At 64.6% G+C, this 26,612-nt stretch carries 26 protein-coding genes, 2 tRNA genes and 1 pseudogene; 13 read left to right on the top strand and 16 right to left on the bottom strand.

What is annotated here, in order from left to right; translation table 11 throughout:
• Positions 1 to 686 precede the first annotated feature (686 nt).
• The 6 genes from ACOHWE_RS18925 to ACOHWE_RS18900 form a co-directional block, all read right to left on the bottom strand.
• Positions 687 to 2,129, bottom strand: a complete 1,443-nt coding sequence (locus ACOHWE_RS18925) for a methyl-accepting chemotaxis protein (RefSeq protein ID WP_420668288.1) — start codon at positions 2,127 to 2,129, stop codon at positions 687 to 689.
• Between the two features lie 245 nt (positions 2,130 to 2,374).
• Positions 2,375 to 2,451 (bottom strand) — tRNA-Arg (locus tag ACOHWE_RS18920).
• Positions 2,452 to 2,549: 98 nt separating this feature from the next.
• Positions 2,550 to 2,626: transfer RNA gene (locus ACOHWE_RS18915), tRNA-Arg, on the bottom strand.
• An 89-nt stretch (positions 2,627 to 2,715) separates the two neighbouring features.
• Positions 2,716 to 4,101: a sensor histidine kinase gene (locus ACOHWE_RS18910; protein ID WP_420668287.1), complete on the bottom strand. Its 1,386-nt coding sequence runs from the start codon at positions 4,099 to 4,101 to the stop codon at positions 2,716 to 2,718.
• Between the two features lie 15 nt (positions 4,102 to 4,116).
• On the bottom strand, positions 4,117 to 5,535 hold the full coding sequence (locus ACOHWE_RS18905) for a dihydrolipoyl dehydrogenase family protein (RefSeq protein WP_420668286.1): 1,419 nt from the start codon (positions 5,533 to 5,535) through the stop codon (positions 4,117 to 4,119).
• A gap of 2 nt (positions 5,536 to 5,537) precedes the next feature.
• On the bottom strand, positions 5,538 to 6,311 hold the full coding sequence (locus ACOHWE_RS18900; RefSeq protein ID WP_420668285.1) for a TVP38/TMEM64 family protein: 774 nt from the start codon (positions 6,309 to 6,311) through the stop codon (positions 5,538 to 5,540).
• Positions 6,312 to 6,665: 354 nt separating this feature from the next.
• On the opposite strand from ACOHWE_RS18900, the gene rpmH reads away from it, so the two are divergent.
• The 3 genes from rpmH (at position 6,666) to yidD (ending at position 7,616) form a co-directional block, all read left to right on the top strand.
• Entirely contained in the window at positions 6,666 to 6,800 is a 135-nt protein-coding gene (gene rpmH / locus ACOHWE_RS18895; RefSeq protein ID WP_008554144.1) for a 50S ribosomal protein L34, read from the top strand.
• A gap of 23 nt (positions 6,801 to 6,823) precedes the next feature.
• Positions 6,824 to 7,258, top strand: coding sequence for a ribonuclease P protein component (gene rnpA, locus ACOHWE_RS18890; RefSeq protein WP_420668284.1), 435 nt, complete (start codon positions 6,824 to 6,826; stop codon positions 7,256 to 7,258).
• Positions 7,259 to 7,328: 70 nt separating this feature from the next.
• On the top strand, positions 7,329 to 7,616 hold the full coding sequence (yidD, locus tag ACOHWE_RS18885; RefSeq protein WP_420668283.1) for a membrane protein insertion efficiency factor YidD: 288 nt from the start codon (positions 7,329 to 7,331) through the stop codon (positions 7,614 to 7,616).
• A gap of 5 nt (positions 7,617 to 7,621) precedes the next feature.
• On the opposite strand, the pseudogene ACOHWE_RS18880 reads toward yidD, so the two are convergent.
• Positions 7,622 to 8,193, bottom strand: a pseudogene (locus ACOHWE_RS18880) (DUF3833 domain-containing protein).
• Between the two features lie 147 nt (positions 8,194 to 8,340).
• Between ACOHWE_RS18880 and ttcA the strand changes: the two are divergent.
• The 5 genes from ttcA (at position 8,341) to yihA (ending at position 14,229) form a co-directional block, all read left to right on the top strand.
• Complete coding sequence (gene ttcA, locus ACOHWE_RS18875) at positions 8,341 to 9,228, top strand: tRNA 2-thiocytidine(32) synthetase TtcA (RefSeq protein ID WP_420668282.1); 888 nt, start codon at positions 8,341 to 8,343, stop codon at positions 9,226 to 9,228.
• A 65-nt stretch (positions 9,229 to 9,293) separates the two neighbouring features.
• Positions 9,294 to 10,838 carry an EAL domain-containing protein gene (locus tag ACOHWE_RS18870; protein WP_420668281.1) on the top strand — a complete coding sequence of 515 codons (1,545 nt, stop codon included), beginning with the start codon at positions 9,294 to 9,296 and terminating at the stop codon, positions 10,836 to 10,838.
• Between the two features lie 189 nt (positions 10,839 to 11,027).
• Positions 11,028 to 12,833 carry a membrane protein insertase YidC gene (gene yidC / locus ACOHWE_RS18865; protein ID WP_420668280.1) on the top strand — a complete coding sequence of 602 codons (1,806 nt, stop codon included), beginning with the start codon at positions 11,028 to 11,030 and terminating at the stop codon, positions 12,831 to 12,833.
• The gene (locus ACOHWE_RS18860) at positions 12,830 to 13,582 is read left to right on the top strand and encodes an MOSC domain-containing protein (RefSeq protein ID WP_420668279.1); all 753 of its coding nucleotides are present in this window, start codon (positions 12,830 to 12,832) and stop codon (positions 13,580 to 13,582) included. The genes yidC and ACOHWE_RS18860 overlap by 4 nt, the downstream gene beginning before the upstream one ends.
• A complete protein-coding gene (gene yihA, locus ACOHWE_RS18855) occupies positions 13,582 to 14,229 on the top strand; it encodes a ribosome biogenesis GTP-binding protein YihA/YsxC (protein WP_420668278.1) in 648 nt (215 codons plus the stop codon). The genes ACOHWE_RS18860 and yihA overlap by 1 nt, the downstream gene beginning before the upstream one ends.
• 63 nt (positions 14,230 to 14,292) lie before the next feature.
• Here the strand turns inward: yihA and ACOHWE_RS18850 are convergent, their stop codons facing one another.
• Positions 14,293 to 15,021: an SDR family NAD(P)-dependent oxidoreductase gene (locus ACOHWE_RS18850; RefSeq protein WP_420668277.1), complete on the bottom strand. Its 729-nt coding sequence runs from the start codon at positions 15,019 to 15,021 to the stop codon at positions 14,293 to 14,295.
• Between the two features lie 135 nt (positions 15,022 to 15,156).
• On the opposite strand from ACOHWE_RS18850, the gene argB reads away from it, so the two are divergent.
• From argB to ACOHWE_RS18825, 5 genes are all read left to right on the top strand, one after another.
• Positions 15,157 to 16,017 carry an acetylglutamate kinase gene (gene argB, locus ACOHWE_RS18845; protein WP_420668276.1) on the top strand — a complete coding sequence of 287 codons (861 nt, stop codon included), beginning with the start codon at positions 15,157 to 15,159 and terminating at the stop codon, positions 16,015 to 16,017.
• Positions 16,018 to 16,150: 133 nt separating this feature from the next.
• Positions 16,151 to 16,945, top strand: coding sequence for a sterol desaturase family protein (locus tag ACOHWE_RS18840; protein ID WP_420668275.1), 795 nt, complete (start codon positions 16,151 to 16,153; stop codon positions 16,943 to 16,945).
• A gap of 104 nt (positions 16,946 to 17,049) precedes the next feature.
• Positions 17,050 to 17,742: a ferredoxin gene (locus ACOHWE_RS18835; protein ID WP_420668274.1), complete on the top strand. Its 693-nt coding sequence runs from the start codon at positions 17,050 to 17,052 to the stop codon at positions 17,740 to 17,742.
• On the top strand, positions 17,739 to 18,236 hold the full coding sequence (locus ACOHWE_RS18830) for a SixA phosphatase family protein (RefSeq protein ID WP_420668273.1): 498 nt from the start codon (positions 17,739 to 17,741) through the stop codon (positions 18,234 to 18,236). The genes ACOHWE_RS18835 and ACOHWE_RS18830 overlap by 4 nt, the downstream gene beginning before the upstream one ends.
• 225 nt (positions 18,237 to 18,461) lie before the next feature.
• Entirely contained in the window at positions 18,462 to 18,899 is a 438-nt protein-coding gene (locus tag ACOHWE_RS18825) for a GNAT family N-acetyltransferase (protein ID WP_420668272.1), read from the top strand.
• 63 nt (positions 18,900 to 18,962) lie between these two features.
• Here ACOHWE_RS18825 and ACOHWE_RS18820 read toward each other — a convergent pair whose 3' ends face one another.
• The 8 genes from ACOHWE_RS18820 to crcB all read right to left on the bottom strand — a co-directional run bounded on the left by ACOHWE_RS18820 (position 18,963) and on the right by crcB (position 26,472).
• Positions 18,963 to 19,754 (bottom strand): amino acid ABC transporter ATP-binding protein, encoded by a 792-nt coding sequence (locus tag ACOHWE_RS18820; protein ID WP_420668271.1) that lies wholly within the window; start codon positions 19,752 to 19,754, stop codon positions 18,963 to 18,965.
• Positions 19,755 to 19,766: 12 nt separating this feature from the next.
• Complete coding sequence (locus ACOHWE_RS18815) at positions 19,767 to 21,065, bottom strand: amino acid ABC transporter permease (RefSeq protein ID WP_420668270.1); 1,299 nt, start codon at positions 21,063 to 21,065, stop codon at positions 19,767 to 19,769.
• A gap of 3 nt (positions 21,066 to 21,068) precedes the next feature.
• The gene (locus ACOHWE_RS18810; RefSeq protein WP_420668269.1) at positions 21,069 to 22,301 is read right to left on the bottom strand and encodes an amino acid ABC transporter permease; all 1,233 of its coding nucleotides are present in this window, start codon (positions 22,299 to 22,301) and stop codon (positions 21,069 to 21,071) included.
• Between the two features lie 127 nt (positions 22,302 to 22,428).
• A complete protein-coding gene (locus tag ACOHWE_RS18805) occupies positions 22,429 to 23,445 on the bottom strand; it encodes an amino acid ABC transporter substrate-binding protein (protein WP_420668268.1) in 1,017 nt (338 codons plus the stop codon).
• Between the two features lie 230 nt (positions 23,446 to 23,675).
• On the bottom strand, positions 23,676 to 24,380 hold the full coding sequence (locus tag ACOHWE_RS18800; protein WP_420668267.1) for an ATP12 family chaperone protein: 705 nt from the start codon (positions 24,378 to 24,380) through the stop codon (positions 23,676 to 23,678).
• Between the two features lie 3 nt (positions 24,381 to 24,383).
• Positions 24,384 to 25,052: an HAD-IA family hydrolase gene (locus ACOHWE_RS18795; protein WP_420668266.1), complete on the bottom strand. Its 669-nt coding sequence runs from the start codon at positions 25,050 to 25,052 to the stop codon at positions 24,384 to 24,386.
• On the bottom strand, positions 25,049 to 26,095 hold the full coding sequence (locus tag ACOHWE_RS18790) for an RluA family pseudouridine synthase (RefSeq protein WP_420668265.1): 1,047 nt from the start codon (positions 26,093 to 26,095) through the stop codon (positions 25,049 to 25,051). The genes ACOHWE_RS18795 and ACOHWE_RS18790 overlap by 4 nt, the downstream gene beginning before the upstream one ends.
• Positions 26,092 to 26,472 carry a fluoride efflux transporter CrcB gene (gene crcB / locus ACOHWE_RS18785; RefSeq protein WP_420668264.1) on the bottom strand — a complete coding sequence of 127 codons (381 nt, stop codon included), beginning with the start codon at positions 26,470 to 26,472 and terminating at the stop codon, positions 26,092 to 26,094. Before crcB ends, ACOHWE_RS18790 begins: the two co-directional genes overlap by 4 nt.
• Positions 26,473 to 26,612: the final 140 nt, after the last annotated feature.

The following is a 26,612-nucleotide window of genomic DNA, read 5'->3' as shown; positions in this document are numbered from 1 at the left end:
TGATCCATCGAATGGAGCCAGACCGCCCGCATATCTCTTCAGTCATCCAAATTGTCAAAGAGCAGGCATCCAACTTCAAGTCAGGGCGCAAACCCCGGAGGCCAAAAACCAGACCGAAGCGCCAATCTTCCGGCGCGCCCGCCTCGCTCATCCTCAAGATGCCGCTGTCTCTCCAGCCGTCCGCCCGTCTCCCCGAGCTGCCCCGGCGCCTCTCCGCCGCGTTTCCCGTCCCTGGCTGGCGTTGCCGCCGTGCCGTCCGGTGTGTCCCCGTGGCGCCTCAGCGCCGCCGGTGAAGGGGGTTCTACGGATAGACGCAGAGAGTCGCAAGAGCTTTTTTGAAGTTTCTTCCACTTTCTGCCTGGGACAAGTGAACTGTCATTGAAGTCAAACACTTATACTTAAACTCGCCGCGACTTCGCTAAGGGCACCGCTTCCTCATGAGCCGAGGCAAACAGGAGCTCTACAAGGCCTTCTCCCAGGCAGGGACCAGATCTAGAGGTTCGGGGACCGAGGGGCACAAGAGGAAAGCCTTTAAGGCGACTCGCTTCAGCCCTAGAGGTCCCGTGAAACAGCCTCGGCAAACTCGCCGCGGCTTGCGCGGCCACGCACCGCCCAAGGCAACCGGGCGGCCGATAGGAACGGGAAGCCGCCCTGCCCCTGCCCTATAGCAGGCGCGGATACTGCAATCAGAAGTCTTCCCAACCCTGCACTTCGGACGCCGCGGCCTGGCCGGAGCCATTGGCAGCAAGGCACGCAGGGGCACGCTCCCGGGTGCTGCCAGCGGACGGCGCGGGACGGGAGAGCTGGACGGCGGGCGCGCCGGATCCCTTGGCACCTGTTTTGAACTTGCCGACTTCATGCATCAGCTGACCTGCATCACTGGATAGCGTCTGGCTGGCAGCGGACGTCTGTTCCACCATGGCGGCGTTCTGCTGGGTAACCTGGTCGAGCTGGGACACGCCGGTGTTGATCTCGCCGAGCGAGGTCGACTGCTCGGCGGCGCCGGCGGCGATTTCGCTGATGTGCGAGGAGATGGTTCCGACGGACTTAATGATCTCCTGCAGCTCGGTCCCCGATTTACCCACCAAGTCGACCCCGTTGACAACGTGCTGCTTGCTCTGGCCGATCAGCTGTTTGATCTCCCCCGCCGCGTCGGAGGACCGCTGCGCCAAGGCGCGCACTTCGGATGCGACGACCGCAAAGCCGCGCCCGGCCTCCCCTGCCCTTGCAGCCTCGACGCCGGCATTCAAGGCCAGCAGGTTGGTCTGAAAGGCGATATCATCGATGACGCTGATGATCTTCGATATCTCCTCGGACGAGCTTTCGATTTGCGACATCGCGGCGATCGCGTCGCTCACCACCTGGCCGCTGCGCTCGGCCGTGGTCTGCGCTTCGCCAACAATGCCTTCGACCTTGCGGGCGCCTTCCGCGGCCGACCGGACGGTGGCAGCCAGCTCCTCGATGGCGGCGGCGGTCTGCTCGAGCGTCGCCGCCTGGCTTTCGGTTCGCTGGGAAAGGTCGCCTGCCGATTGCGCGATTTCATCGGCGGTGCGCTCCACCGCGGCGGAGACCTGTTTTACGGTGATGACAGCAGAATCCAGCTGCTCGGCGGAGCGATTGAAGGCCTCGCCGAGGGCGCCGATGTCTTCCTGATCCGAAATCTGCACCCGGTAGCCGAGGTCACCGGCGCTCATCGCATCAAGCCCGCGGGCGATTTCCTGCAGCCCGAGACGGCGCGCGGTAACGTCGGTGGCAACCTTCACGACGCGCTCCACTTCGCCGTCCGGTCCCTCGACCGGGGCGTAGGTCGCCTGGATCCAGATGGTCGAGCCATCCTTGGTCACGCGGGGAAATTGATCGGTGAACACCCGTCCGTCGGCCAGTTCCTGCCAGAAACTGCGGTATGCGCTGCTTTTGGCAAGATCCGGCGCGACAAACATCGAGTGGTGCTGCCCCTGGATCTCGTCCAGCCGGTAGCCAAGAGCGTTGAGAAAATTCTCGTTGGCGGTCAGGATGGTGCCGTCCGGCTTGAACTGGATTGTAGCCTGGGTCCGGTCGATCATACCCGCAATCACCTTGTCCATATCGGCTTGCTGTCCGGAGGCACGGCGTTTCTTTTTGAAGATCACAGTTAAGTCTCCACTCTTGCAAAAAATCTGGGCCAATACCGTCAAACTGCCCCCCAGAAAGTGAAGATTCCTTTTACCAGCCGCTGCCGGGCGGCCGTTTTTTCGTTGAAACACTGATGAAAACCGCGGCTGACGGGCAGATGCCCGCCCGCAAACCTCTTAGGAAACCTTCGGAAACGTTTCGAAGCTGGGAAGACAGATAAGGCTTCGCACCGCTTCGGCAATTGCCGCGCAAGGGCAGGCAGTGGCGGACCGAGGAGGATTCGAACCCCCGACCCCTTGATTCGTAGTCAAGTACTCTATCCAGCTGAGCTATCGGTCCACTGCGCGCCGGTTCCCGCCCGGCACCGCTGCCTGTACGCCCCGAAAGCCATGACTGGCTTTATTGCCCGGGGGTCTGGAAACCCGGGCGGAGGCTAGTGGCGGACCGAGGAGGATTCGAACCCCCGACCCCTTGATTCGTAGTCAAGTACTCTATCCAGCTGAGCTATCGGTCCACTGGTGGCGGGGTTTAATCTTAGCAGAGAGAAGCCGCAACCCCAAAAACGAAAATTCTTGCGGGAGGCCCGGTGGGGAACCTGCGGGCTCAGACGGTACCGTCGCCCTTCGGCAGGCAGATCTCGAAGACGGTGCCTTCGGGGCCGGTCCGTTTCAGCGTGACCGTGCCGCCGTGGCCGCGAGCCAATTCCCCCGCGATGGCAAGGCCCAGGCCGGTGCCGCCCTTGCGGGTGCCGCCCTGGAATGGGGTGAACAGGTTGTCGAGCGCCTTTTGCGGCAGACCGGGGCCGGTGTCGGCGACCTCGATCCACCAGGCATCGCGCTCCTCCCGTGCGGCGATGGTGACGCGGCCGGCGGTTCCCGTGCCTGCAATCGCCTGGCGGGCATTGCGCACCAGGTTCATGATAATGCGGTAGAGCTGCTCGGGATCGGCGCGCAGCATCATGCCAGGCGGAACCTCGTTCAGGATTTCGATACCCTCCTCATCCGCGGCCAGGGCTTCGCTGCTGGCAATGTCGCCGCAGACCTGGTGCAGGTTCACATGGGCAAAGGCCGGGGCCGGCTCCTCTGCCCGGCCGAAAGCGAGGGTGCCTTCGCACAAGGAGACCGCGCGGGTGATGGAATTCACCAGCTTCGGCGCCAGCCGCCGCACGAGCGGGTCCTGGCTGGCTTCGATCCGGTCGGTGAAGAGCTGTGCCGAGGTCAGGATATTCCGCAAATCGTGGCTTACCTTGGCCACCGCTCCGCCCAGCTGCGCCAGCCGTTCCTTCTGCTTCAGCGCATGGGTAAGCTCGGTCTGCAGCTTCATCAGCGCCTCTTCCGCCTCGCGCAGCTCCACCACACCGGCTTTGGGCTGGATGATGCCGCGGGCGTCCTCGGGCGCGGCGGCGTAGCGCTGCATGTAGCCGATCACGCCCTTGATCGGCTTCACCAGGAAGATCCGCACCGCGGCAAACAGCAGGAGCGCCGTCACAATCGAGATCACTGCCGACAGGATCAGGATGCGCACACCGTAGTCGAGCATCGCCGCCCTGAGCGGCGCGGTCTCCATGGTGACCTCGATCAGCAGACCCGCATCGCGCACCGGCGCGCCGATCACCCGGATAATCTCGTTGCGGGGCGTCACCAGACGCAGCAGCGCGTCGCGGATCAGGACAAAGGCGCTGGCATCGCGCAGGTCATAAGTTGCATCGATCGGGCGGGGGATGGGCGAGGCCAGCATCAGCTGGCGGATCTCGTCGCGGCGTAGAACCACGTTATAGACGCCCGCGTTCTCCAGCAGCTCCGCCTCGAGGTCGGTGTCCAGCATGTCGTCGGCCAAAAGCGCAAGCGATGCGATCTGCGCCCGTTCCAGCCGGTCGGAGAGGTAGTCCAGCCGGAAGCGCGCGATTGATGGGACAAAGATCAGGACTTCCGCCAGCATCACGAAGACCGTGGTCAGGACCAGAAATCTCCCCGATAGCGTGTTGAGCATTCCCCAGCCCTATATTCAAGGAATCCAGCGCTGAACCAGCCGCACCGCGCGTTTAACCAACTCACTATCAAATAGCCGGGGCGAGAAATAGGCCCCCGCGGCCCGCTTGTTGACCTCACCGATTGTCGGGTAAGGCGCCACCATGGCCGCCACATGGCTCATCTTGAGGTTATTGACGAGCACCAGCGACCACAAGCCGATCAGTTCCCCCGCCTGACGGCCAGCAATGGTTGCCCCCACGGGACGCCCCTTTACCACCATCACCTTGATGAAACCTTCGGAACAGCGCTCGGCAATTGCGCGGTCGTTATGATCGTAGCTGAACCGCGCGACGTCCAGATGCGCACCGTATATATCGCGGGCCTCGGCCTCGGTCAGCCCAACCTGCGCCAGTTCCGGCTCGGTGTAGGTGACGCGGGGAATGTGGCTGGTCTTTGCCTTGGAGGGCAAGCCGAAGAGGATCGAGCGGATCACCACATTGGCGTGGTAGCCCGCGAGATGGGTGAATTGCATGCCGCCTGCCACGTCCCCAATGGCATAGACCTTCTTGTTAGTGGTGCGCAGGCTGTCGTCCACCTTGATACCCGTGCCCGCAGTCTCGATCCCAGCAGCCTTGAGGTTCAACCGTGCAGTATTAGACTTGCGCCCCACCGCCACCAGGAGGTGCGATCCCTTGAACAGGCGGCCGTCCTTGCATCCGACCTCCACCGCGCCCGCGCTGCCGCGCACCTCCGCGGCATGCGCACCCTCGGCGACCTCCACGCCCTCTTCGCGCAGCCGCTCCAGAACCAGCGCCGCCGCGTCCGGGTCTTCGGCGCCCAGCGCCCGGGCGCCTTCGATCACGGTGACCTTGCAGCCAAGCCGCACATGCGCCTGCGCCATTTCGACTCCGATCGGCCCGCCGCCGATGATGAGCAGGTGATCCGGCTTCTCGCGCAGGTCAAACAGCGTCTCGTTGGTCTCATAAGGCACCTTGTCCAGCCCCGGCACCGGCGGAACCAGCGGCGACGAGCCCGCAGCGATCACGATCCGCCGCGCGGTGATGCGGTGGGGACCCGCCTCAACCTCGTCCGGGCCGGCAAAGGCACCGTACTCCCGGATCACCCGGACCCCCAGCCCTTCAAATCGCTCCTGGCTGTCGGCCGGCGCGATGGTTTCGATGATTTGATGCACGTGATCCTTGGCAGCCGCATAGTCGGGCTGCGGCGCATGATCCGGAACCCCAAAGGCGGACGCATGCGATTGTCCATGTGCGGCCTTGGCGCTGGCCAGCAGCGCCTTGGAGGGCACGCAGCCGTAGTTCAGGCAGTCGCCGCCCATTTTCCCGCCTTCCAGCAGCACCACTTCAGCGCCCATCTGGCTCGCACCGGCCGCCACTGAAAGCCCGCCTGACCCTGCTCCGATGACAAGGAGATCACATTTGATACGGCTCATCGTCACTGTCCCCTCTGCTGGTCCTTCGCCTTGGCCGCCGCCCGCAGCTTGCCCCGTACAGTTTTCACGATGATCGGCAGCACCGCCAGCCCGCAGAGCCCCAAAATCGGGCCGATTACGTAAGGCTCCCACAGCAGGCTCAGATCCGGCGCGCCGCCACGGCCGAAAACCTCGCCCAGCCCGACGCCGATCCAAGTGAAGACCAGAGCACCGGGAATGATGCCCACCGCAGTGGTCCACAGGAAGGTGCGGAACTTCACCCCGACCAGCGCGGGCAGGAGGTTGGCGGCAAAAAAAGGCACCGCAGGCACCAGCCGCAGCAGAAGCAGCACTTCCGCCTCATTCTCGCGCAGGCCGCGCTTCAGGGTCTCGATCCGCCCCTCGGCGGCCTCCAGCTTGGCCGTCAGCATCCGCCCCAGCCCCCAGCGCGCCGCAAGGAAGATACCCGCCGCCCCGATGGTGGCCGAGACCACATTGATAGCGGTCCCCGCTGCCAGTCCAAAAAGGAATCCCCCGGTGACGGAGGCCACCGTGGCTCCCGGCAGAGAGAAAACCACGATCAGGATGTAGGCCGCCATAAACAGCGCAGCCATGCCGAGGTAGTTGCGGTCCCGGAATGCCTCCAGCGCCTCCCGATGCTCCCGCAGGGTCTCGAAGGTCAGATAGTCGCGCAGCAGTACCGCGCCGGCCAGCGCCGCCGCCAACAGCGCGAGCAGCGGCAGATAGCGGATCAGTCCTGGCCCGCCCTTGGCGCGGGATTTGGGAGAATCAGTCATTCGTCCTTTCCGGTCTCTAAGGCAGATGCCCGGCGCGTGCCCCGGGTGTCATCCTTAAGCTTGCTACGAGTTAATTGGCCCGCCTGCGAGGCCGCGCAGCCCCGGCTCACAGCTGCTTGATCAGCAAGGGTGCAATCGTGAGCCTCTTTGCGGATTCGCGCGGCCGATGTTACAGGCAGCCCCGGAACCGGGGCATTCCGGCGCCTGTTCGGGCAGAAATGTTGCAGATCGGGCGGAAAACCTGCCCCAATGGGTTTGACTTGCCCGCCATTCCCTTCTAGAGACCGGGCTTCGAGATAGACCCCGGGGGGCCGATTCCGCGCCGCACCCGCATTCAAGTTGGAGACCGGAGCGATGAAACGCACCTATCAGCCTTCGAACCTGGTTCGCAAACGCCGCCACGGCTTCCGTGCGCGCATGGCCACCAAGGCAGGCCGCAAGATCCTGAACGCACGCCGCGCCCGCGGCCGCAAAGAACTGAGCGCATAAGCTCAGTTCCCGCGTCGACGGACATGACACCGCCGGAGGCCCCCAAGGACGGCAACGCTGCCCGCGGGGACACGCCTCCGGCGGTGTCCGTTTGTGCATCCGATGCACCAAAGATCGAGGTCCTGGCAAAGCGCCGTGACTTCCTCGCCTGCGCCCGCCCGCCTGCCCGCAAGCAGGGCACCAAGGGGATGATGGTCCAGGGCCGAAACCGGCAGGATGCCGGTGAAGGCACCGGCATCCGCGTGGGCTTCACCTGCTCCAAGAAGGTCGGCAACGCAGTTGCCCGCAACCGTGCCAAGCGCCGCCTGCGCGAGGCCGCGCGGATGATTCTGCCCGCGCATGGCCGCCCGGGCTGGGACTACGTGCTGATCGGCCGCGCGGCCGAGACCGCCCAGCGCCCCTTCGAGGAGCTGAAGTGCGACCTGATCTACGCCTTGAAGAAGATCCACGGCCAGTAACAGCGGCTCTGGCCCCTGCCCGCCCCCTGGCCGCATTGCCTCGCGGCCCGGACGGGCCTATCTACCCCTCATGACTCCGCTGGCCCACATCCTTGCGCTGCCCGTGCGCGCCTACCGGCTCTTGTTCAGCCCCTGGGTCGGCTTCAACTGCCGCTACCAGCCCACCTGCTCGGCCTATGCGCTGGACGCACTGGAGAGGCACGGGGCCCTCAAGGGCGCCTGGCTCACCATCCGCCGCATCGGCCGCTGCCACCCCTTCGGCGGCGACGGCTATGACCCGGTGCCGGGCAGCGATCCCTCCCATGACCGTGGCGGCCCCACCCGCGGAGACAGCACGCAGGACCGATCGCGGAGCTGAAACCGCTATTTCTTCTCGAAGAAGATCGTGAGCTCGCCCAGCGTCACGCCGTAGCGGCTCATGTAGGCTTTGTTCAGCAGGCACCCGTCCTCCATCAGCCACATCCAGTCATCGAAGGACACCCGCATGGTGTCTCCCCCGGCATCTGCAGGTCGATGGTAAAGGTCCAGTTGAACGTAGCGCCGCGCTCTTCCCCGCGGGCGATGCCTTGAACGCCGTCCGCCGTGCCTTCCCAGGTGTCTTCACCGGTCTTGGTCAGCGTCCAGATCCGCTGCTCGGTGCTGCCATCGGAATAGCGGAAGTCCTCTGTCAGGGTCAGCCGCTCGCCATCCCATTCCCCGGCGATATCCACCACGAAGCGCCGCCGCACGGTGCCGAAACGGTCCGCGAACTGCCCGTAAGCCACTGCGCTCCCGTCGAGATACTCTTCGAGATTTAGCTCCTTGCCGCTCAGTTTGTCATCGGACAGGCTGGGCCGCCCGCAGGAGGCCAGCGCGGCAATCCCTGCCTCCCCAAGCCCCAGGGCGGCCCACCCGGCCCAACGGCGCCGGCTTGCGGATTCTCTCGCGGCTGTCATCGCTCGCGACTCTCAACGATCACGCCTTGCATTCCGTACCGACTACGCAGGCCCCGCCGGTTTGGATGACTTGCCATTTGCCGCGCCAAGACCGGGCCGCCGCATATTTTCCTTGGCAAAATCCCCGTCCTCGGCTACGGGGCCGGCATGCTTGATGATGATCTGGACGAAATCCACCCGCTGTTTGCCGGGGCCCCCGCCACCACCGAGTTCAAGAAGCTCCGGAAGCGAATCGTGCGCTACACGCGCGAGGCGATCGAGCAATACGGCATGGTGGAACGGCGCTCCGACGGCAGCACGCCGAAATGGCTGGTCTGCCTTTCCGGCGGCAAGGACAGCTACACGCTGCTCGCGGTGCTCTACGAGCTGAAGTGGCGCGGCCTGCTGCCGGTGGACCTGCTGGCCTGCAATCTTGACCAGGGACAGCCCGGTTTCCCGGCCACGGTACTGCCCGAGTTCCTCGAGAAGATGGGTGTGCCGCACCGGATCGAATACCAGGACACCTACTCCATCGTGGTGGACAAAGTCCCCCAGGGACGCACATATTGTGCCCTCTGTTCGCGGCTGCGGCGCGGCAACCTTTACCGGATCGCCCGCGAGGAAGGCTGCTCGGCGGTGGTGCTGGGGCATCATCGGGACGACATCCTGGAAACCTTCTTCATGAACCTGTTCCACGGCGGCCGCCTGGCAACCATGCCGCCCAAGCTGGTCAATGAAGAGGGCGATCTCTTCGTTTTCCGCCCCCTCGCCCACGTCGCCGAGGCGGACTGTGAGAAATTTGCCCGCGCGATGAACTATCCGATCATTCCCTGTGATCTCTGCGGCAGCCAGGACGGGCTGCAGCGGCAGCAGGTGAAGCAGATTCTCGACCAGTGGGAATCAAACAGCCCGGGCCGCCGCCAGGTGATGTTCCGCGCCCTGATGAATGCGCGCCCCTCGCATCTGCTGGACCCCGCCCTGTTCGATTTTTCCGGGCTGGAGCTCAAAAAAACCGCAAGCAGCGAAGAAAATCCGGAAATCCCGAAGCTGCGTTAACTCCCGGGTCAGAACCCAGACCTAATCTGCGGATTGCACGAAGGCTGCAGGCGAAAGGTCTGAATATGACAAACAGGGGTCCAGGTCTCCTGGCACGCATCCGGAAATCCGCTGCCCCGGTCCTGTTCGGGCCGCCCGGCCTGGCGTTCCTGCCGGCCCTCACCCTCGCCACCTACTGGCTGGGCGGGGAGGTCGCGCTGCTGATCGTGGCGCTTGGCGCGCCGCTGGTGATTGCGGCGGCCAGCGGGCTGACGCGCCGCGCACCTGCCGCGCAGCCCAGGGATGGGGTTACCGGCATGATTCTGCGTGAAGGGTTCGAGGCGGCAGCAAGCCGTATTCACGCGGACAGCGCGGCCTCCGGCCTGCGCTCGGCGCTCTATATCCTGGACGTTGACGACTACAAGCACGTCGCGGACCGCCACGGGCAGGAAGCGGGCGACCGCGTGATGCGCCATTGCGGCACCCAGATCGCCGCAATTTTGCGCAACAACGATGTGGTCGCGCGGATCGGCGACAGCCGCTTTGCCGTCTGCATCGGCCCGGTAATGCAGCTGGACCTCGAGCTTTGTATCCAGATGGCCGGCCGCATGCAGGCCGCGGTAGAGGAGCCGCTGGCACTGGATGGCAGCACGCTCTATGTCTCCTGCTCGATCGGCTTCTGTCTGCGCAGCCGGGCGCCGGGAACCGCCGCGAGCGAGTGGATCGCCGCCGCCCACGCCGCGCTCGGCGAGGCCCAGAGCAACGGCCCGTCCAGCATCCGTGCCTATTCCGCCGACATGTCCGAACGCGTCACCGCGCGCAGCAACCTGCGCGAAGAGGCGGCGGCCGCACTTGAGAGCGGCCAGATCCAGCCCTGGTTTCAGCCCCAGATCTGCACCGATACCGGCCGGGTCTCCGGGTTTGAGGCGCTGGCGCGATGGTCGCATCCCGTCCAGGGCCTGATCCCGCCCTCCACCTTTCTGCCCGCATTGGAGGCGGGCGGGCTGATGGAACGCCTGAGCCAGGTGATGCTCTACCACTCGCTGGTGGCGCTCAAATCCTGGGATGCCGCCGGGGTTTCGGTGCCGCGGGTGGGCGTGAACTTCGCCACCCAGGAGCTGCGAAACCCGGCGCTGGCCGACCGGATCCGCTGGGAGCTGGAACGCTTCGAGCTGCCGCCGGGGCGGCTGACGGTGGAGATCCTCGAAACCGTGATGACCGACCAGCCCGACGATGCCGTTACCCGCAACATCCTCGCCCTGGGCGAGCTGGGCTGCCAGATCGACCTCGACGATTTCGGCACCGGCCATGCCTCCATCGCCGCGGTGCGCCGTTTCAACATCTCCCGCATCAAGATCGACCGTTCCTTCGTGATGAAGGCGGATCAGGATCCCGGCCAGCAGAAGCTGATCGCTGCCATCCTCACCATGGCCGAACAGCTCGACCTGGACACATTGGCCGAAGGGGTGGAGACGGCCGGCGAACACGCGCTCCTGTCGCAGCTGGGGTGCGGCCATGTGCAGGGCTTCGGCATCGGCCGCCCGATGCCCTTCGATCAAACCCTGGATTGGATTGCCGCGCATCAGGCCCGGCTGCAGGACGCCCCCGCCATCGGCCGCGGCGCGTATTAGGCCGCGCCGAATCGGCCCGCCCCCGCTGCGGAAGCCTGCGGCGCAACGCCGGCCATCCCCGGCTCCGGGACGATGTGCCGCCCCGCCCCGGCCGCCGCGCCTGGCCTTGCTCCCCGATTCTGCTTGACCTTTGCGGCCCACGTCTGTTGAACCCCACCTGTCATACTATGCACGAGGTGGCAGTCCCCAATGGACGATCAGAACAAAAATCTCATTCTCGCAACCGCACTCAGCTTTCTGGTGATCCTCGGCTGGTACGTCGTCTTCCCGCCGCCGGAGCCGGAGCGGGCGCCTGAGACCGCGATCAGCGAAACCGCACCGGAAAGCCGCGCCGCCGCGCCTAGCGCCGCCGAGGCTGAAGCGGATTCCGTCCCCGCAGCCGAATCGGAGGCTGGCGGGGAGGCTGGGCGCGTTGCCATCGAAACCCCGCGGATCAAAGGCAGCATTTCGCTGCGCGGCGGCCGGATCGATGATCTGTCGCTGAAGGACTACCGGGTTTCGATTGAAGAGAATGCCGAGATCGTCAAGCTGCTGAAGCCCGCGGGCGAACCGCACGCCTATTACGCGCTGTATGGCTGGGCGGCCGGGGCCGGGCTGGCGGCAGGCGACGTGCCGGGGGCGAACACCCTGTGGCAGGCCGAGGAAGGCGCGGCCCTCACGCCCGGCAGCCCGGTGACGCTGACCTGGGACAACGGCAAGGGGCTGACCTTCACCCGCACTGTCTCGGTGGACAAGGACTACATGTTCACCGTCACCCAGGCGGTCACCAACGGGTCCGGCAACAGCGTTGCGCTGGCGCCCTACGGCACGCTTGCGCGCCACGGCGAACCGGAGAACCTGAAGAACTTCTTCATCCTGCACGAAGGCGTCGTCGGCATGGCCGATGGCGAACTGGCCGAGATCGACTATGACGACATTGCCGATTTCGACCCCGACCCGCGCGACGGCTCGCTGTCGAAGGTGCGCCAGGTCGAGAATAACGGCTGGATCGGGTTCACTGATCATTACTGGATGTCGACCCTGGTCCCCGCGCCGGGCCAGAGCTTCCGGTCGCTAGTGAAATTCGACCCGCGCCGCGAGATCTTCCAAACCGACGTGGTGCTGCCGACGATGAGCGTCGCTTCGGGCGAAACCGCCGAGGTCACCACCATGCTGTTCTCCGGCGCCAAGGAATGGGCGACCATCCGGGCTTACGAGAAATCCGGCATCGAAGGCTTCCTCGATTCGATCGACTGGGGCTGGTTCTTTTTCCTTACCAAGCCGATGTTTGCGGTGCTCCATTGGCTGAACCAGCTGATCGGCAACATGGGCTGGGCGATCATCGGCCTCACCGTACTGATCAAGATCCTGGTCTTCCCGCTGGCTTTCAAATCCTACGCCTCGATGGCGAAGATGAAGGAACTGCAGCCGGAAATGGAGAAGCTCAAGGAGCGCGCCGGCGATGACCGCCAGCGGATGCAGAAGGAGATGATGGAGCTCTACAAGCGGGAGAAGGTGAACCCCGCCGCAGGCTGTCTGCCGATCCTGATCCAGATCCCGATCTTCTTCTCGCTCTATAAGGTGATCTTCGTCACCCTGGAACTGCGCCACGCGCCCTTCTTCGGCCCTTTCCAGGACCTGAGCGCCCCGGACCCGACGTCGATCTTCAACCTGTTCGGCCTGCTGCCCTGGGCCGCGCCGGCGCCGGAAAGCATCCTTGGGCTGGTCTTCATCGGCATCCTGCCGCTGCTGCTCGGCATCTCCATGTGGCTGCAGCAGAAGCTGAACCCGGCGCCGACCGATCCGACTCAGCAAATGATCTTTGCCTGGATGCCCTGGGTGTTCATGTTCATGCTCGGCGGCTTTGCCTCCGGCCTGGTGGTCTACTGGATCGCCAACAACACGATCACCTTCACCCAGCAGTACCTGATCATGCGCAGCCACGGCTACAAGCCGGACGTGTTCGGCAACATCAAATCGGGTTTCAAAAGGAAGCCCAAGGCGGACACAAAATGACGCACACCGTTACGGACATCTGGCGCCACCCGCTCAAATCGCACGGGCAGGAAGCGCTGGAGAAAGTAACCCTGACCGCCGGGCAGACTATGCCCGGCGATCGCGTTTGGGCGGTGGCCCATGAGGCGTCCAATGCCGATGGATGCGAATGGATGCCATGCGCCAATTTCACCCGCGGCAGCAAGGCGCCAGCGCTGATGGCAATCCGCGCCCGGCTCGAAGATGCAACCGGAGAGCTAACGCTGTCGCACCCGGACCGTCCCGACCTGCGTTTTTACCCCGAGGACCCGGCCGACCTGCCCCGCTTCCTGGAGTGGCAGAAACCGCTGACGCCCGCGGACCGCGCAGCTTCGGTCCGGATCGTGCGGGTGCCGGGCCGAGGCATGACCGACACTCCCTTCCCTTCGGTGTCGCTCTGCAACTGGGCGACGCACCGTGCGGTAGAGCAGGCAATCGGTCATGATCTGTCGCCCAAGCGCTGGCGCGGCAACATTTGGTTCGACCTGGGCGAGGCCTGGGCCGAAAATGAGCTGCTGGGCCGCGAGGTCCAAATCGGAACGGCGGTCTTTGCGGTGCGCGAGCGGGTGCGCCGCTGCCTCGCAACTACCGCCAACCCGGAGACAGGCGAGCGCGATGCGGACACGCTGAAAACCCTGCAGGACACTTGGGGCCATCAGGATTTTTCGGTCTATGGCGAAGTAGTCCGGAGCGGTGAGATCCGTCTCGGCAATGCGGTGGAGGTGCTGTGATGCATATGCAATTTCCCCTGGCCGAAGCGCCGGATGAACTCTCGGCCGAAAAGGGCCGCAAGCTGTTTGCGGGGCAGACCGAATTCCTCAAGGGCGTGGTCGCGATGAACGGCCTGCCGCCCGCCGACCGGGTGGAGATCTGCTTTGCTGGCCGCTCCAACGTCGGCAAGTCGAGCCTGATCAACGCACTTACCGGCACCAAGGCGATCGCGCGCGCCTCCAACACGCCGGGCCGCACGCAAGAGATCAACTATTTTACCCAAGGCCCGGACCTCTACCTTGTCGACCTGCCAGGTTATGGCTACGCCAACGCGCCGCTTGCGGTGGTTGAAAAGTGGCAGAAGCTCCTGAAGCAGTATCTCTCGGGCCGGGCCTCCCTGCGCCGCGCTTTCGTTCTGATCGACAGCCGCCACGGCGTGAAGAAGGTCGATGAGGAGATCATGAAGCTTCTTGACGGTGCAGCCGTCACGTTCCAATGCGTTCTGACGAAATCCGACAAGGTGAAGGAGAAGGACCGCGCCAAGGTGCTCGATCAGGTCCGCGGCGCGCTGGCCAAACACCCGGCTGCCTATCCGGAAGTCGTGCTGACCTCCTCGGAAAAAGGTGACGGCATCGCGACTCTGCGCGCGATCATCGCAAACCTCTGATCCTGCTTCCGGAGGCCTGAAGGCTTCGCTCCAGGCCGGGGTATCCATCTGCGGCCAGCGGCTTCAGACGTGCTGGGCGCCGTTCACCTCGATTTCGGCGCCGGAAATATATGAGCTGTCAGGGGAACACAGGAAGTAGATTGCCGCCGCCACTTCCTCTGGCTGACCCAGCCGCTGCAGCGGCAGCTTCTCGACGATCTTCTCGGTCCCGGGGCTGAGGATCGAGGTCTCCACCTCACCCGGTGCAATGGCGTTCACACGCACGCCCAGCGGGCCGAAGTCATGCGCCATCTCCCGTGTCAGCGCCGCCAGTGCCGCCTTGGAGGTGGCGTAGGCCGCGCCTGCAAACGGATGGACCCGGCTGCCCGCGATTGAGGTCACATTGACTACCGAGCCTTTGGCCGCGGCCAGCTCGTCCTTCAGCCCGCGGGCCAGAACCACCGAGGCGAAGAAATTCACGTGAAACACTTTGCCCCAGTCCAGAAGGTCGGTGTTAAGCGTGTTGAGCCGTTCGCCCTCCGGCCCCTTGGGCGAAATGCCTGCATTGTTCACCAGCGCATCGAGCTTGCCGTCCAGACGTTCCTGGATCTCTCCCACCACGTTGATCGTGCCCGCCGGGTCTGAAAGGTCGAGCTGCACGTGGTTCTCCGCACCGCCGCCCCAGGGGCATTCCTTGGGAAACGGCTGGCGCGAACAGGTGATGACCCGCCAGCCCTCCGCATTGAAACGGCGCACGGTGGCGTGGCCGATGCCGCGGCTGGCGCCGGTCAGCAGCAGGGTTTTCTGGCGCATGGCGCAAACTCCCGGGAGGATGACATTCGCGCCACAGCCTAGCAGCCATGCCGGCAGCTGCAACGGCGCAAGCGGCACATCCCTTGGCAGAACGGCTGGAAAGGCGTAACACAGCCTGCCAAAGGGACCCAAGCGATGAAGAAACAGAACATGAACCGCGACTGGATTGCTACAGCTGAAACCCTGTCGAGCGCCCTGCCCTACCTGCAGCGCTTCTCCGGGGCGATTGTCGTCATCAAGCTGGGCGGCCACGCCATGGGCAGCGATGAGGCGATGGAAACCTTCGCGCGCGACATTGTGCTGATGCGCCAGGTCGGGGTGAACCCCGTGATCGTCCACGGGGGCGGGCCGATGATCAACGAAATGCTCAAGAGGCTGGAGATCAAGTCGGACTTCGTGAACGGCAAGCGGGTGACCGACGCCGCCACCATGGAAGTGGTGGAGATGGTGCTCTCGGGTCTCGTGAACAAACGCATCGTGCAGGCGATCAACCGCCAGGGCGGGCGCGCGGTGGGGCTTTCCGGAAAGGATGCCAATCTTATCGTCTGCGACCGGGCCGACCCCGATCTCGGCTTTGTTGGCGCGCCGGCGGAAATGGACCCGAAGGTGCTTTACGGGCTGTTCGAGAAGGACATGATCCCGGTGATCGCCCCGATTGGTGCGGGCCGGGATGGCGAGACCTTCAACATCAACGGCGACACCGCGGCGGGTGCGATTGCCAAGGCGCTGACCGCGGACCGGCTGCTGCTGCTGACCGACGTGGCGGGGGTGAAGAACGGCGACGGCGACGTGGTGACCGAGCTCAAAGCGGCCGATGTCGAGGAAATGACCGCAAGCGGCGTGATTGCGGGCGGCATGATCCCCAAGACCGAAACCGCGCTGGACGCGGTGCGCAACGGCGTGCGCGCCTGCACCATTGTGGACGGACGGGTCCAGAATGCGGTGCTGCTGGAACTGTTCACCGACCATGGCGCCGGCTCGATGATCCGCGCCTGAATTGAAAGGCTGGCGGGAGCGGCGCTGCCCCTCTTGGCCTCCGGCCAATTCACCCCGCGGTATTTCGGGTCAAAAAGTAGCCCAGCGTGGCGGAAAGCTTGCTTTCCGGGGTCAAATGCGTGTTTCTGAATGTATGGAACATGAAAACCTGATCCGCCTTGCCGTCTTTCTGGTGCTGTTTGGCCTTTTGGCCGCGGCCGAAGCATGGGCGCCACGGCGGCGGCGCTGCCTGCCGAGAGGGCGGCGCTGGGTAACCAACCTCTCGATTTCGGTGCTGAACACGGCGGTGCTGCGGCTGCTGGCCTTCGGCTTGCCGCTTCTGGCAGCGGGGGCAGCGCTGGATGCGGCGGCGCGCGGGGCCGGGCTTTTCAACCGTGTGGACTGGCCAGGCTGGCTGGAGGTGCTGCTTGCGGTGCTGGTTCTGGATTTTGCGATCTGGCTGCAGCATTTGATCACCCACAAGGTGCCGCTCCTGTGGCGGCTGCACCGGGTGCATCACGCCGACCGCGACATGGATGTGACCACAGCAGTGCGCTTTCACCCTGTTGAGATTGCGCTGTCCATGCTGGTGAAGATCGGGCTGGTCTACCTGCTGGGCGCCTCTCTGGTGGCGGTTGTTCTGTTCGAGATCCTGCTGAGCGGCACCGCGCTGTTCACCCATGCCAACCTGCGGCTGCCCGCGCGGGCGGACGGCTGGCTGCGGCTGGTGCTGGTAACGCCCGACATGCACCGGGTCCACCATTCGGTGCTGCGCGCCGAGCATGACAGCAACTATGGCTTTGCCCTGTCACTATGGGACCGGCTGTTCGGCACCTACCGTGCCCGGCCCGGCAAGGGCCACGACGGAATGACCATAGGTCTTGCGTGGCAGGACGGACGCCCTGCGCGGCTGGGATGGAGCCTGCTGTTGCCATTCCGCCGCTTTTGAGCGGAGAAGGCGCGGAGAGGCAAGCTGCGGACGTTTTTGTGCAGGTTCCATCGCCTGCCTGCCGGCTAGGCTGGCCGCATCAGCGCTGCGGCAGGACTTCCAGCATGCCCGATACCATCCACTCCCGTTCCCCTGCCGGTCCTTTTGCCGAGGCGGAGGCCGCCGTGGCAGAGGCCGGCCTTATCGTCCTGGGCGCGCTGCACCCGGCGCGGCACGGGCTGGCGGATCCGGACGCGGGCACGCTCATCCTGCTCGGCACGGGATCGGCGTTCTGGGCGCTGATGACCGCGGCGCCGGAGTACCGCGACGGGGAGCCCGATCCCATCGACCGATGGTCCCTGCGCATTGGGCAGACCCTGGCCGCGCAGCTGGGCGCAACCGCGTATTTCCCCTTTGGCGGACCGCCATATGCCCCCTTCGTCACCTGGGCGCTGGCGTCCGGGCGCGCCTTTGTTTCCCCGGCCCGGATGCTTGTGCATGACGCGGCCGGGATGATGCTATCCTACAGGGCGGCGCTGCATTTCGGAGCCGAATTTGACATACCGTCTCCGCCTTTGGCAGACTCTCCTTGCGCAAGCTGTGCCGACCGCCCCTGCTTGAACTCCTGCCCGGCCGGGGCCCTTACCGAGGGCGAACCATACGACCTGGCCGCCTGCCACGCGCATCTGGCCAGCGCCCTGGGCCAAGCATGCATGGAAGAGGGATGCCTGGCGCGCCGGGCCTGCCCGCTCAGCCGGGCTTCCGGCCGTGATTCTGCGCAAACCGCGCATCACATGAGGTATTTTCACCCGCGATGACCTGCACCCTGATCCTCTCCCGCCACGCCAAGTCCGCTTGGGACACAAATCCGCCCAGCGACCACGCCCGTCCCCTGAATAAACGCGGGCGCCGCTCCGCCCCTGCGATCGGTGCCTGGCTGCGCGAAGCCGGCCAGGTGCCGGACCAGGTGATTGCCTCCTCGGCGCTCAGGGCTCGGGAGACCTGGAAGCTGATGGGACTGCAGGCGCACGCGGCCTTCACCGAGCGGCTCTATATGGCCAGCTCCGAGATGATTCTGAAGGAGCTGCGCCAAGCGGAGCATCCGCGCGTCATGGTGATCGGCCACAACCCCGGCATCGCGGCCTTTGCGCACACCATCGTCTCCCACCCGCCCGGCCATGCGCGGTTCGACGATTTCCCGACCGGAGCCACGCTGATCGCGGAGTTTGCGATAGACAGCTGGGCGGATCTCAATTGGAGCAGCGGTACCGCGGTGGACTTCGCCGTGCCGCGTGAGCTCCTGGGAGAGTAAGCCCCGCGCTTGCGCCGCGAGGACCACGCGGCTAGGCTGGCCCCGCAACACAGGAGATTTGATGTCCCGCTGACCGGGGCGCCTTTGGCGCCGCTACGCAAGCCTGAAACGCGAAACGCCCGCCGTATTCTGCGGGCGGCTTGCGGGCTGCGGTCTTCTTTCACATGACATCTGCTGCACCGAAAGCTTCAGAGAGTGCGGCCTCCATTCGGGAAAACACCGACAATGATCAGACCCTATACGCCCTCCGACGAGGAGCGGGTTCTTCACATTTGGCGCAGCGCCAGCGCCCAGGCGCACCCCTTTCTCTCCGCGGAGCAGACAGCGCAGGCCGAAACCATGATCCGCGAGACCTTCCTGCCGATGGCGGAAACCTGGCTTGCCTGTCCCGGCGGCACGCCTGCCGGCTTCATCGCCCTTATCGGCGAGGAGGCTGGCGGACTGTTTGTGCTGCCCGGTTTTCAGGGATTAGGGCTAGGACGGGCCCTTCTGGACCATGCGCTCACGCGGCGGTCGCGGCTCGAGCTCGACGTGTTCACCGAAAATCAGCGTGCCCTGCAGTTTTACTGCCACTACGGCTTCGCCAAGGTGGAGGAGCGCATGAACGCCCTCTTCGGTCATTCGGAGATCCGGATGCGCTACGACCCGGCGGGCAAGAGCTGATATGAAAAGGCCCCCGGAATCGCTCCCGGGGGTCCTGCAACGGTACCGGCCGCAGCCGTGGGCTCAGTGGCCCAGGATCTGGCTGAGGAACAGTTTGGTGCGTTCGCTCTTGGGGTTGTTGAAGAACTCTTCCGGCTCGTTCTGTTCCACGATCTGGCCCGCATCCATGAAGATCACGCGGTTGGCGACCTGTCGGGCAAAGCCCATCTCGTGGGTCACGCAGAGCATGGTCATGCCTTCTTCCGCCAGTTCGATCATGGTGTCGAGCACCTCCTTGATCATCTCCGGGTCGAGCGCCGAGGTCGGCTCATCGAACAGCATGATGCGCGGCATCATGCACAAGCTGCGTGCAATGGCCACCCGCTGCTGCTGCCCGCCCGAAAGCTGGCCCGGATACTTGTGCGCCTGGTCGGGGATCTTCACCTTCTCGAGGAAGTGCATCGCACGGTCGACGGCTTCTTTTTTGGGCGTCTTGCGTACCCAGATCGGCGCCAGCGTGCAGTTCTCCAGGATGGTCAGATGCGGGAACAGGTTGAAGTGCTGGAACACCATCCCGACTTCGGAACGGATCTTGTCGATGTTCTTGAGGTCGTTGGACAGCTCGGTGCCATCCACAACGATCTTGCCCTGCTGGTGTTCCTCCAGCGCGTTGAGGCAGCGGATCAGGGTGGATTTGCCGGACCCGGAAGGGCCCGCGATCACGATGCGCTCGCCCTGGTTCACCGTGAGGTTGATATCGCGCAGCACGTGGAAAGACCCGTACCACTTGTTCATATTGGTGATTTCGATGGCGACCTTGTCGCTCACCTGCATCTTGGAGCGGTCGATTTCGCGGTCGATTGCCAGTTCAGACATAAGTTGAACTCCTTAGCGGTGGTCGGTGGCGAGACGGCGCTCGAGCCACTGTGAGTATTGAGAGATGCCGTAGCAGACGACGAAGAACAGGAAGGCGGCAAAGCCAAGGAGTTCCCAGTAGACGCCATTCCATTCGGTCGAAGCGAGGATCGGGCCGCGGATCATGCCCACCAGGTCGAACATCGAGATGACCGAGACCAGGGTGGTGTCCTTGAACAGGCCGACAGCGACGTTGACGATGCCCGGGATCGAGATCTTCAGCGCCTGCGGCAGGATGATCAGGCGCATCGCCTGCGGGTAATCCAGGCCAAGGCTGTCGGCGGCTTCATACTGCCCCTTCGGCAAGGCGGCGAGACCGCCCCGGATCACCTCGGCGATATACGCCGCGGAGAACATGGTGATCATGATAACCACGCGCAGGAACAGGTCCACCGTGCTTTCCGGCGGGAAGAAGTAAGCCAGCATCACCGAGGCCACGAACAAGAGTGTGATCAACGGCACGCCGCGGACAAACTCGATGAAGATGACGCAGATCCACTTGATCAGCGGCATGTCCGACTGGCGCCCCAGCGCAAGCGCGATGCCCAAGGGCAGCGACAGCGATACGCAGGTCACTCCCAGCATCAGGTTCAGCATGAAGCCGCCCAGATCGCGCGATGGCACCGGGCTCAGCCAGGCGTTCTCCGACGCGCCCTCCGGGATCAGCATGCCGCCGAGGATCCAGACCGCAAACGCGGCGGCGATGGCGCCGAAGAACCCGATGGCGAAGCTGCCCTTGCTGAAGGTCTGGAACACTGCAAAGCCGGCAACCACGCCAAGGAGCGCCACAACCGGCACCATCAGCGTGCCGCCCCAGATCAGCCAGAAGGCCAGGAACGGATAGACAGCGGTGAAGACCAGCAGCTTGCGCGGCAGGTCAAAGAAAAGCACCGGGGCCGCGGCCAGCACGAACAGCACCAGCGCCAGGTTCGGCCGCCAGTATTCGTCGGTGGGGTACTTGAAGCCGTAGAGCAGCTGGTTCCAGCGTTCGGTCAGAACCGAGAAACAGGCCCCGGTCCTGCCCTGCAGCACCTCGCGGCATTCGGCCAGAGAATTGGTGGTCCAGACCCCGTTCAGCATCCAGGGGAGGATGTTCGCCAGCACCATGAAGATTGCAGCGAGCGCAACGATGGTGAGCGCGGAGTTCGCGGCATTGGAGAACAGATTTTCGCGCAGCCATTTCACCACGCCGGTTTCCGAGGCCGGCGGGGGCGCCGGCGGGATCTGAGTTTCGCGGACAAAGGCGACAGTTTGTGCGTGTGTATCGCTCATGTCTCAGCGCTCCTTCAGCTTCACAGATGCGTTGTAGACGTTCATCACCATCGAAATCACCAGCGAAGCGGTCAGGTAGAACAGCATCAAAAGCAGCACGCATTCGATGGCGCGGCCGGTTTGGTTGAGGGTGATGCCGCCAAGGGTTGCGGTGATATCCGCATAGCCCACGGCGATGGCGAGCGAGGAGTTCTTGGTGATGTTGAGGAACTGCGAAATCAGCGGCGGGATGATCACCCGCATCGCCTGCGGCAGAACCACCAGGTTCATCACGCGGCGCGGGCGCAGACCCAGCGCGGCGGCGGCCTCGGTCTGGCCCTTGGACACCGCCTGGATGCCGGCCCGGACGTTCTCCGCGATGAAGGCGCCGGTATAGATCGACAGCGCGAACCACAGCGCGATCAGCGGGCCGCCGATTTTGATGCCGCCGCTGAAATTAAAGCCTCTGAGTTCGGGGTATTCCCAGGTCAGCCCCATGATCGTCATCAGCGCCAGGAAAGGCACCAGCCATGCGGCGAGTACCGGCAGCAGGGTCTTGGGGCGCACGCCTGTCGCTTCCTGCTTGTGGTTGGCCCAGACATTGATCTGGTGCGCCACAACCCAGGAGAGGCCAAAGCCCGCCAGCACCAAGAGCCAATTCAGCGCTGTGCTGGCAAAGATGCCGTTCTGGAACCAGGGCAGCGGCGTGTAGATGCCGCGGTTGGTGAAGGCAAAGGCATCAAACAGCATGCTGGAGGTGGCATCGTCGCCGCGGAACGCCCGCGGGCCCGGCAGCACCGCCGTCATGATGGTGAAGATGATAATGATCCAGATCAGCACCGGAATATTGCGGAAGATCTCCACGTAGACCGCCATCAGCTTGGAGACGAGCCAGTTGTTGGAGAGCCGCAGCACGCCGGCAATGACACCGAAGATGGTGGCGGTCACGCAGGCGAGGAAGGCGACGAGCAGCGTGTTCAGCAACCCGACCAGCGCTGCGCGCGCGTGGCTGGACTGGCTGTTGTATTCAACCAGGGTCTGGTTGATGTCGTAACCCGCTGAATCGCCCAGGAAAGCGTAGGAAATATTGAGCCCGGCCGCACGCAGGTTCTGGATCAGGTTGTTGCCCAGATACCAGATAAAGAGGGCCAGAACGATCGCCGCTATCACCTGAAACGTCAGGGACCTGTAACGGGTATCGTTGAGAAGCATGGACAGCCGGAAGCTTTGGGCCGGCGGGTCGGTTAACGTTGACATAGGTGTGATCCCCTGGCTCCGGAGGTCTGTCCTGGCGGTGTTGGCCACCGCTCCGCAGCATTCCGGAGTTTATTATTACGGATAGGAAAAGGGCGCAGGAATTCCCTGCGCCCCTCCCGTGGTTGGCTTAGCGGAACGGCGGAGCGTACAGCAGGCCGCCGTCGGTCCACTGGGCGTTGAGACCGCGGGCCAGGCCGATCGGAGTGTCCTCGCCGATGTTCTTAGCGAAGATCTCACCGTAGTTGCCTGCGGCCGAGATGGCGTTCTTGGCCCAGTCGTTGGACAGGCCCAGCATCTCTCCCAGGTTGCCTTCGGTACCGAGCAGACGGCTGATTTCCGGGTTGTCGGAGCCGGCCCCCATCTCGTTGATGTTGGTCGAGGTGACGCCAAGCTCTTCAGCCGCGATCAGCGCGTTCAGGGTCCAGCGGACCACATCGCCCCACTCGTGGTCGCCATGGCGGACCAGCGGGCCAAGCGGCTCTTTCGAGATGATTTCCGGCAGGATCACATGCGCGGACGGGTCGTCGAAGGTCGCGCGGGTTGCGGCCAGACCGGAGGCGTCGGTGGTGTAGACGTCACAAGCGCCCGCCAGATACTGCTGCTGCGCTTCGGCGTTGGTCTCGATCGGAACCGGCTCGTAGCTGATGTTGTTGGAGCGGAAGAAGTCAGCCAGGTTCAGTTCCGTGGTGGTGCCGGTCTGGATGCAGACGGTGGCGCCGTCCAGTTCCTTGGCCGAGGACACGCCCAATTCCTTCGGCACCATGAAGCCCTGGCCATCGTAGTAGTTGATGCCGGTGAACTCGAACTTCAGATCGACGTCGCGGGAGAACGTCCAGGTGGTGTTGCGCGCCAGCATGTCGATCTCACCCGAGGACAGCGCGGTGAAGCGGGTCTTGCCGGTGGTCGGGACGAATTCCACCGCGGTGGAGTCGCCCAGCACGGCCGCGGCCACGGCGCGGCAAACCGCAACGTCAAAGCCCTCCCATTCGCCACTCGCATTCGGGGCCGCAAATCCGACCAGACCGGTGGTGACGCCGCAGTTCAGCTTGCCGCGCGCCTTCACATCGTCCAGCGTGCCCGCAGCTGCAGCTCCAGCCGCCAGACCGGCTACGGTCACAGCGCCCAAAAATACGGATTTTTTCATATTTACCTCTTCCTGATGGCCCGCCTGTCCGGCGGTTCTTATTTGCCGGCGCTTGCCCGCCGGAACTCAGACTGAACAGGAGCTTTCCCCTGATCCGTGGCCAAGTTTGGGCGCATTCATCAGCAAACGTCAAGTATGGTATCAGGAAATTCGATGGCCGGATAACGCTCAGTCACTCCTCCGGCAGCAATCTTGCCCCCGGCCCCGAAGCTTTGAAATTTCTGGTCTTTTCAGGACAGGCGGAAGAAGCGCTCCGCGTGCAGAAATTCCTGCCGCTTCACCTCGGCGGCAGCGGCGGCTTCCTCGTCCACGCCCCATTGTTCTTCCTGCCAGCGTTCGTCCAGGCGGGAAAGCTGCCAGATTTCCCCGGCACTGCGCCAGCCCCCGGCGGCGGCAAATGCCAGCACCAAAGAGCCGGAAATCCCAACCAAATCGTGGAAGGCGGCCAGCTGGAAAGGGTTCAGCGCATGCACCCGGCCCCGCAACACATCCAGAGCCGCGGGATCCTGGGGGGCGTGCAATACGCCCTCGCGCGGCCGCAGCCGGGCACCCAGCGCCGTCTCGGCCCAGTCCAGCGCCGGGTCCCATTCCGCGGCCTGGCGCCGGGCCAGTTCCTCCGGCGTGGTGGCACGGTAACAAAGAAGATCGGTGTCGCCATACTCGCTCAGCATGTCGGCCACTTCGCCGTGCTGATGTGTCACCTTGTCAATCGCGGCATTGGCCGAACGGGTGCAAGGCATCGCGCGCGGATCAATTGATTCGCCCTGCGCATCCCATTCTGCCGCAATGGCCTCCGCCAGGGCGCGGGTCGGCACCGCCAGCGGCGCCTTGGCCGGGGTCTTCACCCGGCGGCCGTCCAGTTCCACCGCAAAGCTGCCGTCTGCCTCGGCAACCGTCACTTGTTTCCAGAACCGCTTTTGCTTCCACTCGCTCATCGCTCATGCCTTCCAGATCTGTGCCAGCAGCGGGCGCAGTTCCGCGAAGCTGCGGATCAGGAAATCGGCGCCCAAAGTTTCTGCCGGATGATAGCCCCAGGGCACGGCGATAGTTGTCACCCCTGCTGCCCTGCCCATTTCAATGTCAAACCGCGTATCGCCGATCATCACCGTGCTTGCGCGTCCGACCCCGGTTTCCGCCATCGCCGCCTCGATCATCGCCGGATGCGGCTTCGAGGGGTGGTGGTCCGCCACCTGCCGGGTCACGAAACAATCGAGCCCATGCGAAGCAATCAGCGCCTCCAGCCCGCGCTGGGATTTGCCAGTGGCGACGCCGAGCAGGTACTCCGGCACCGCGTGCAGCTCCGTCAGCATCTCGCGGGCACCGGGGAACAGCGGCGTATGGCCGGCACCCGCCGCCTCGCGTGCCTGCATGTAGGCCCGCTTATATCCCCCCACCAGCGTGTCCAGAACCGGCGCTTCCTGCTCCGGCGCCAGCTCCCGCATTGCCAGCGGCAGCGACAGGCCGACGATCGACAGGACCGCCTCGCGCGAAGGTGCCGGGAGTCCGGCGCCGCCGAAGGCCGCTGCCATCGCGCCGGTGATCGCCGCCTGGCTGTCCGCCAGCGTGCCGTCGACGTCGAACAATATGAGCCGCAGCGGCGCGGTCACTGCAGATCCTCGAAGGGATCGTCGGCGGCCAGATCCTCGTTCCAGCCGAAGGTCTCCCAGCTTTCCTTCATATGCGCAGGCAGAGGTGCCACCACGGTCACATTCTTCCGGTTCACGGGATGTTCAAACACCATGCGGCGCGCATGCAGGTGCAGCTTCTTGGAGATCACCCCGCCGATCTGCGCGCCCCAGCCGTCACCAAGATTCTCCTGACCCGACCCGCCATATTTGCCATCACCCGCAATCGGATGGCCGATACCGGCCATATGCGCGCGCAGCTGGTGGGTGCGGCCGGTGACCGGTTCCATCGCCACCCAGGCAGCGCGGCTCGCGACCCGGAACAGCGTCGCATAAACGGTGTGCGCACGCTTGGCACCCGGCGTGCCGGCAATGTCGCGCGGATCCACGTTGATCATCTTTTCGCCTTCACCGCCCTTGCCGTGGCCCGGCGCTTTCACCAGCCCGGTCTTGATCTCGCCGAGATAAGGCGTCGGCACGCCCGCCACCAGCGCCCAGTAGATCTTGCGGGTGTTCTTGTGACGGAAGGCCGCGGTCAGCGCCTGCGCCGCCTTTCGGTTGCGCGCGAGCACCAGAACCCCCGAGGTGTCCTTGTCGAGCCGGTGCACCAGCCGCGGCTTTTCCTCCAGCCCGAACTTCAGCGCTTCGGACAGCCCGTCCACATGTTTCGAGGTACCGGAGCCGCCCTGTACCGCAAGACCCGCGGGCTTGTTCAGCACGATCACGTCGTCGTCGCGGTAGATCACGCAGGCCTGGATCATCTTCTCGTCCGCGGGCGAGATCCGCGCAGGCCGCGCCTCGGCCGGCTTGTGGTCGCTGTCGGGCAGCGGCGGCACCCGCACGGTCTGCCCCGCCTCAATCCGCGTGCTGGCCTTGACCCGGCCGCCCTCAAGCCGCAGTTCGCCCTTGCGGCACATCTTCTCGATCCGCCCCTGGCTCAGGTGCGGAAACAGCCCGCGCAGCCAGCGGTCGATGCGCTGGCCGCCGTCGTCCTCGCTTACGGTGATCATCTGCACGCCGCTCATGCGAACACTCCTCTTCCGGCCATCAGGCCCAGGAACAGGCCGCCGATGGATCCCCCCGCCGACAGCCCGACATAAATAGCGGCCTGCCCGAGAGCGCCGCGTTCGATCAGATTGGCGGCCTCCAGTGAGAACGCCGAAAAGGTAGTGAAGCCGCCCAGAAGCCCGGTCATCACAAAGGGGCTGAGCCAGGTCAGCCCGCGCATCGCCGCCGCCACCACAAAGATCCCCATCAGGAAAGATCCGAGTACGTTTACCGACAGCACCGCCACCGGGAACGCGTGGTGGCCTGCCAGACGGATCACCGCCAGCCCGGCCAGATAGCGGCAAGAGGCGCCGATCGCACCGCCGAGCGCCACCATGGAAACCGTTGAAATCATCCCCGTCCTGTCGCGCGCGCAGGCGGAGATGTCAAGTTTCCGTGGCGCAAACCCGCCTTGCGGCCGCCGCTCAGGCCGCCGTGCTGCGCGCGCCCGCTCTTTCACCTCGGCCCAAATACTCCCGCCGGAGGCACCGGCTT

The sequence above is a fragment of the Cribrihabitans neustonicus genome, assembly GCF_048820895.1.
GTDB lineage: Bacteria > Pseudomonadota > Alphaproteobacteria > Rhodobacterales > Rhodobacteraceae > Cribrihabitans_A > Cribrihabitans_A neustonicus.
Note: the sequence above shows the minus strand (reverse complement) of the source record. Positions and strands in the feature narration are given on the sequence as shown.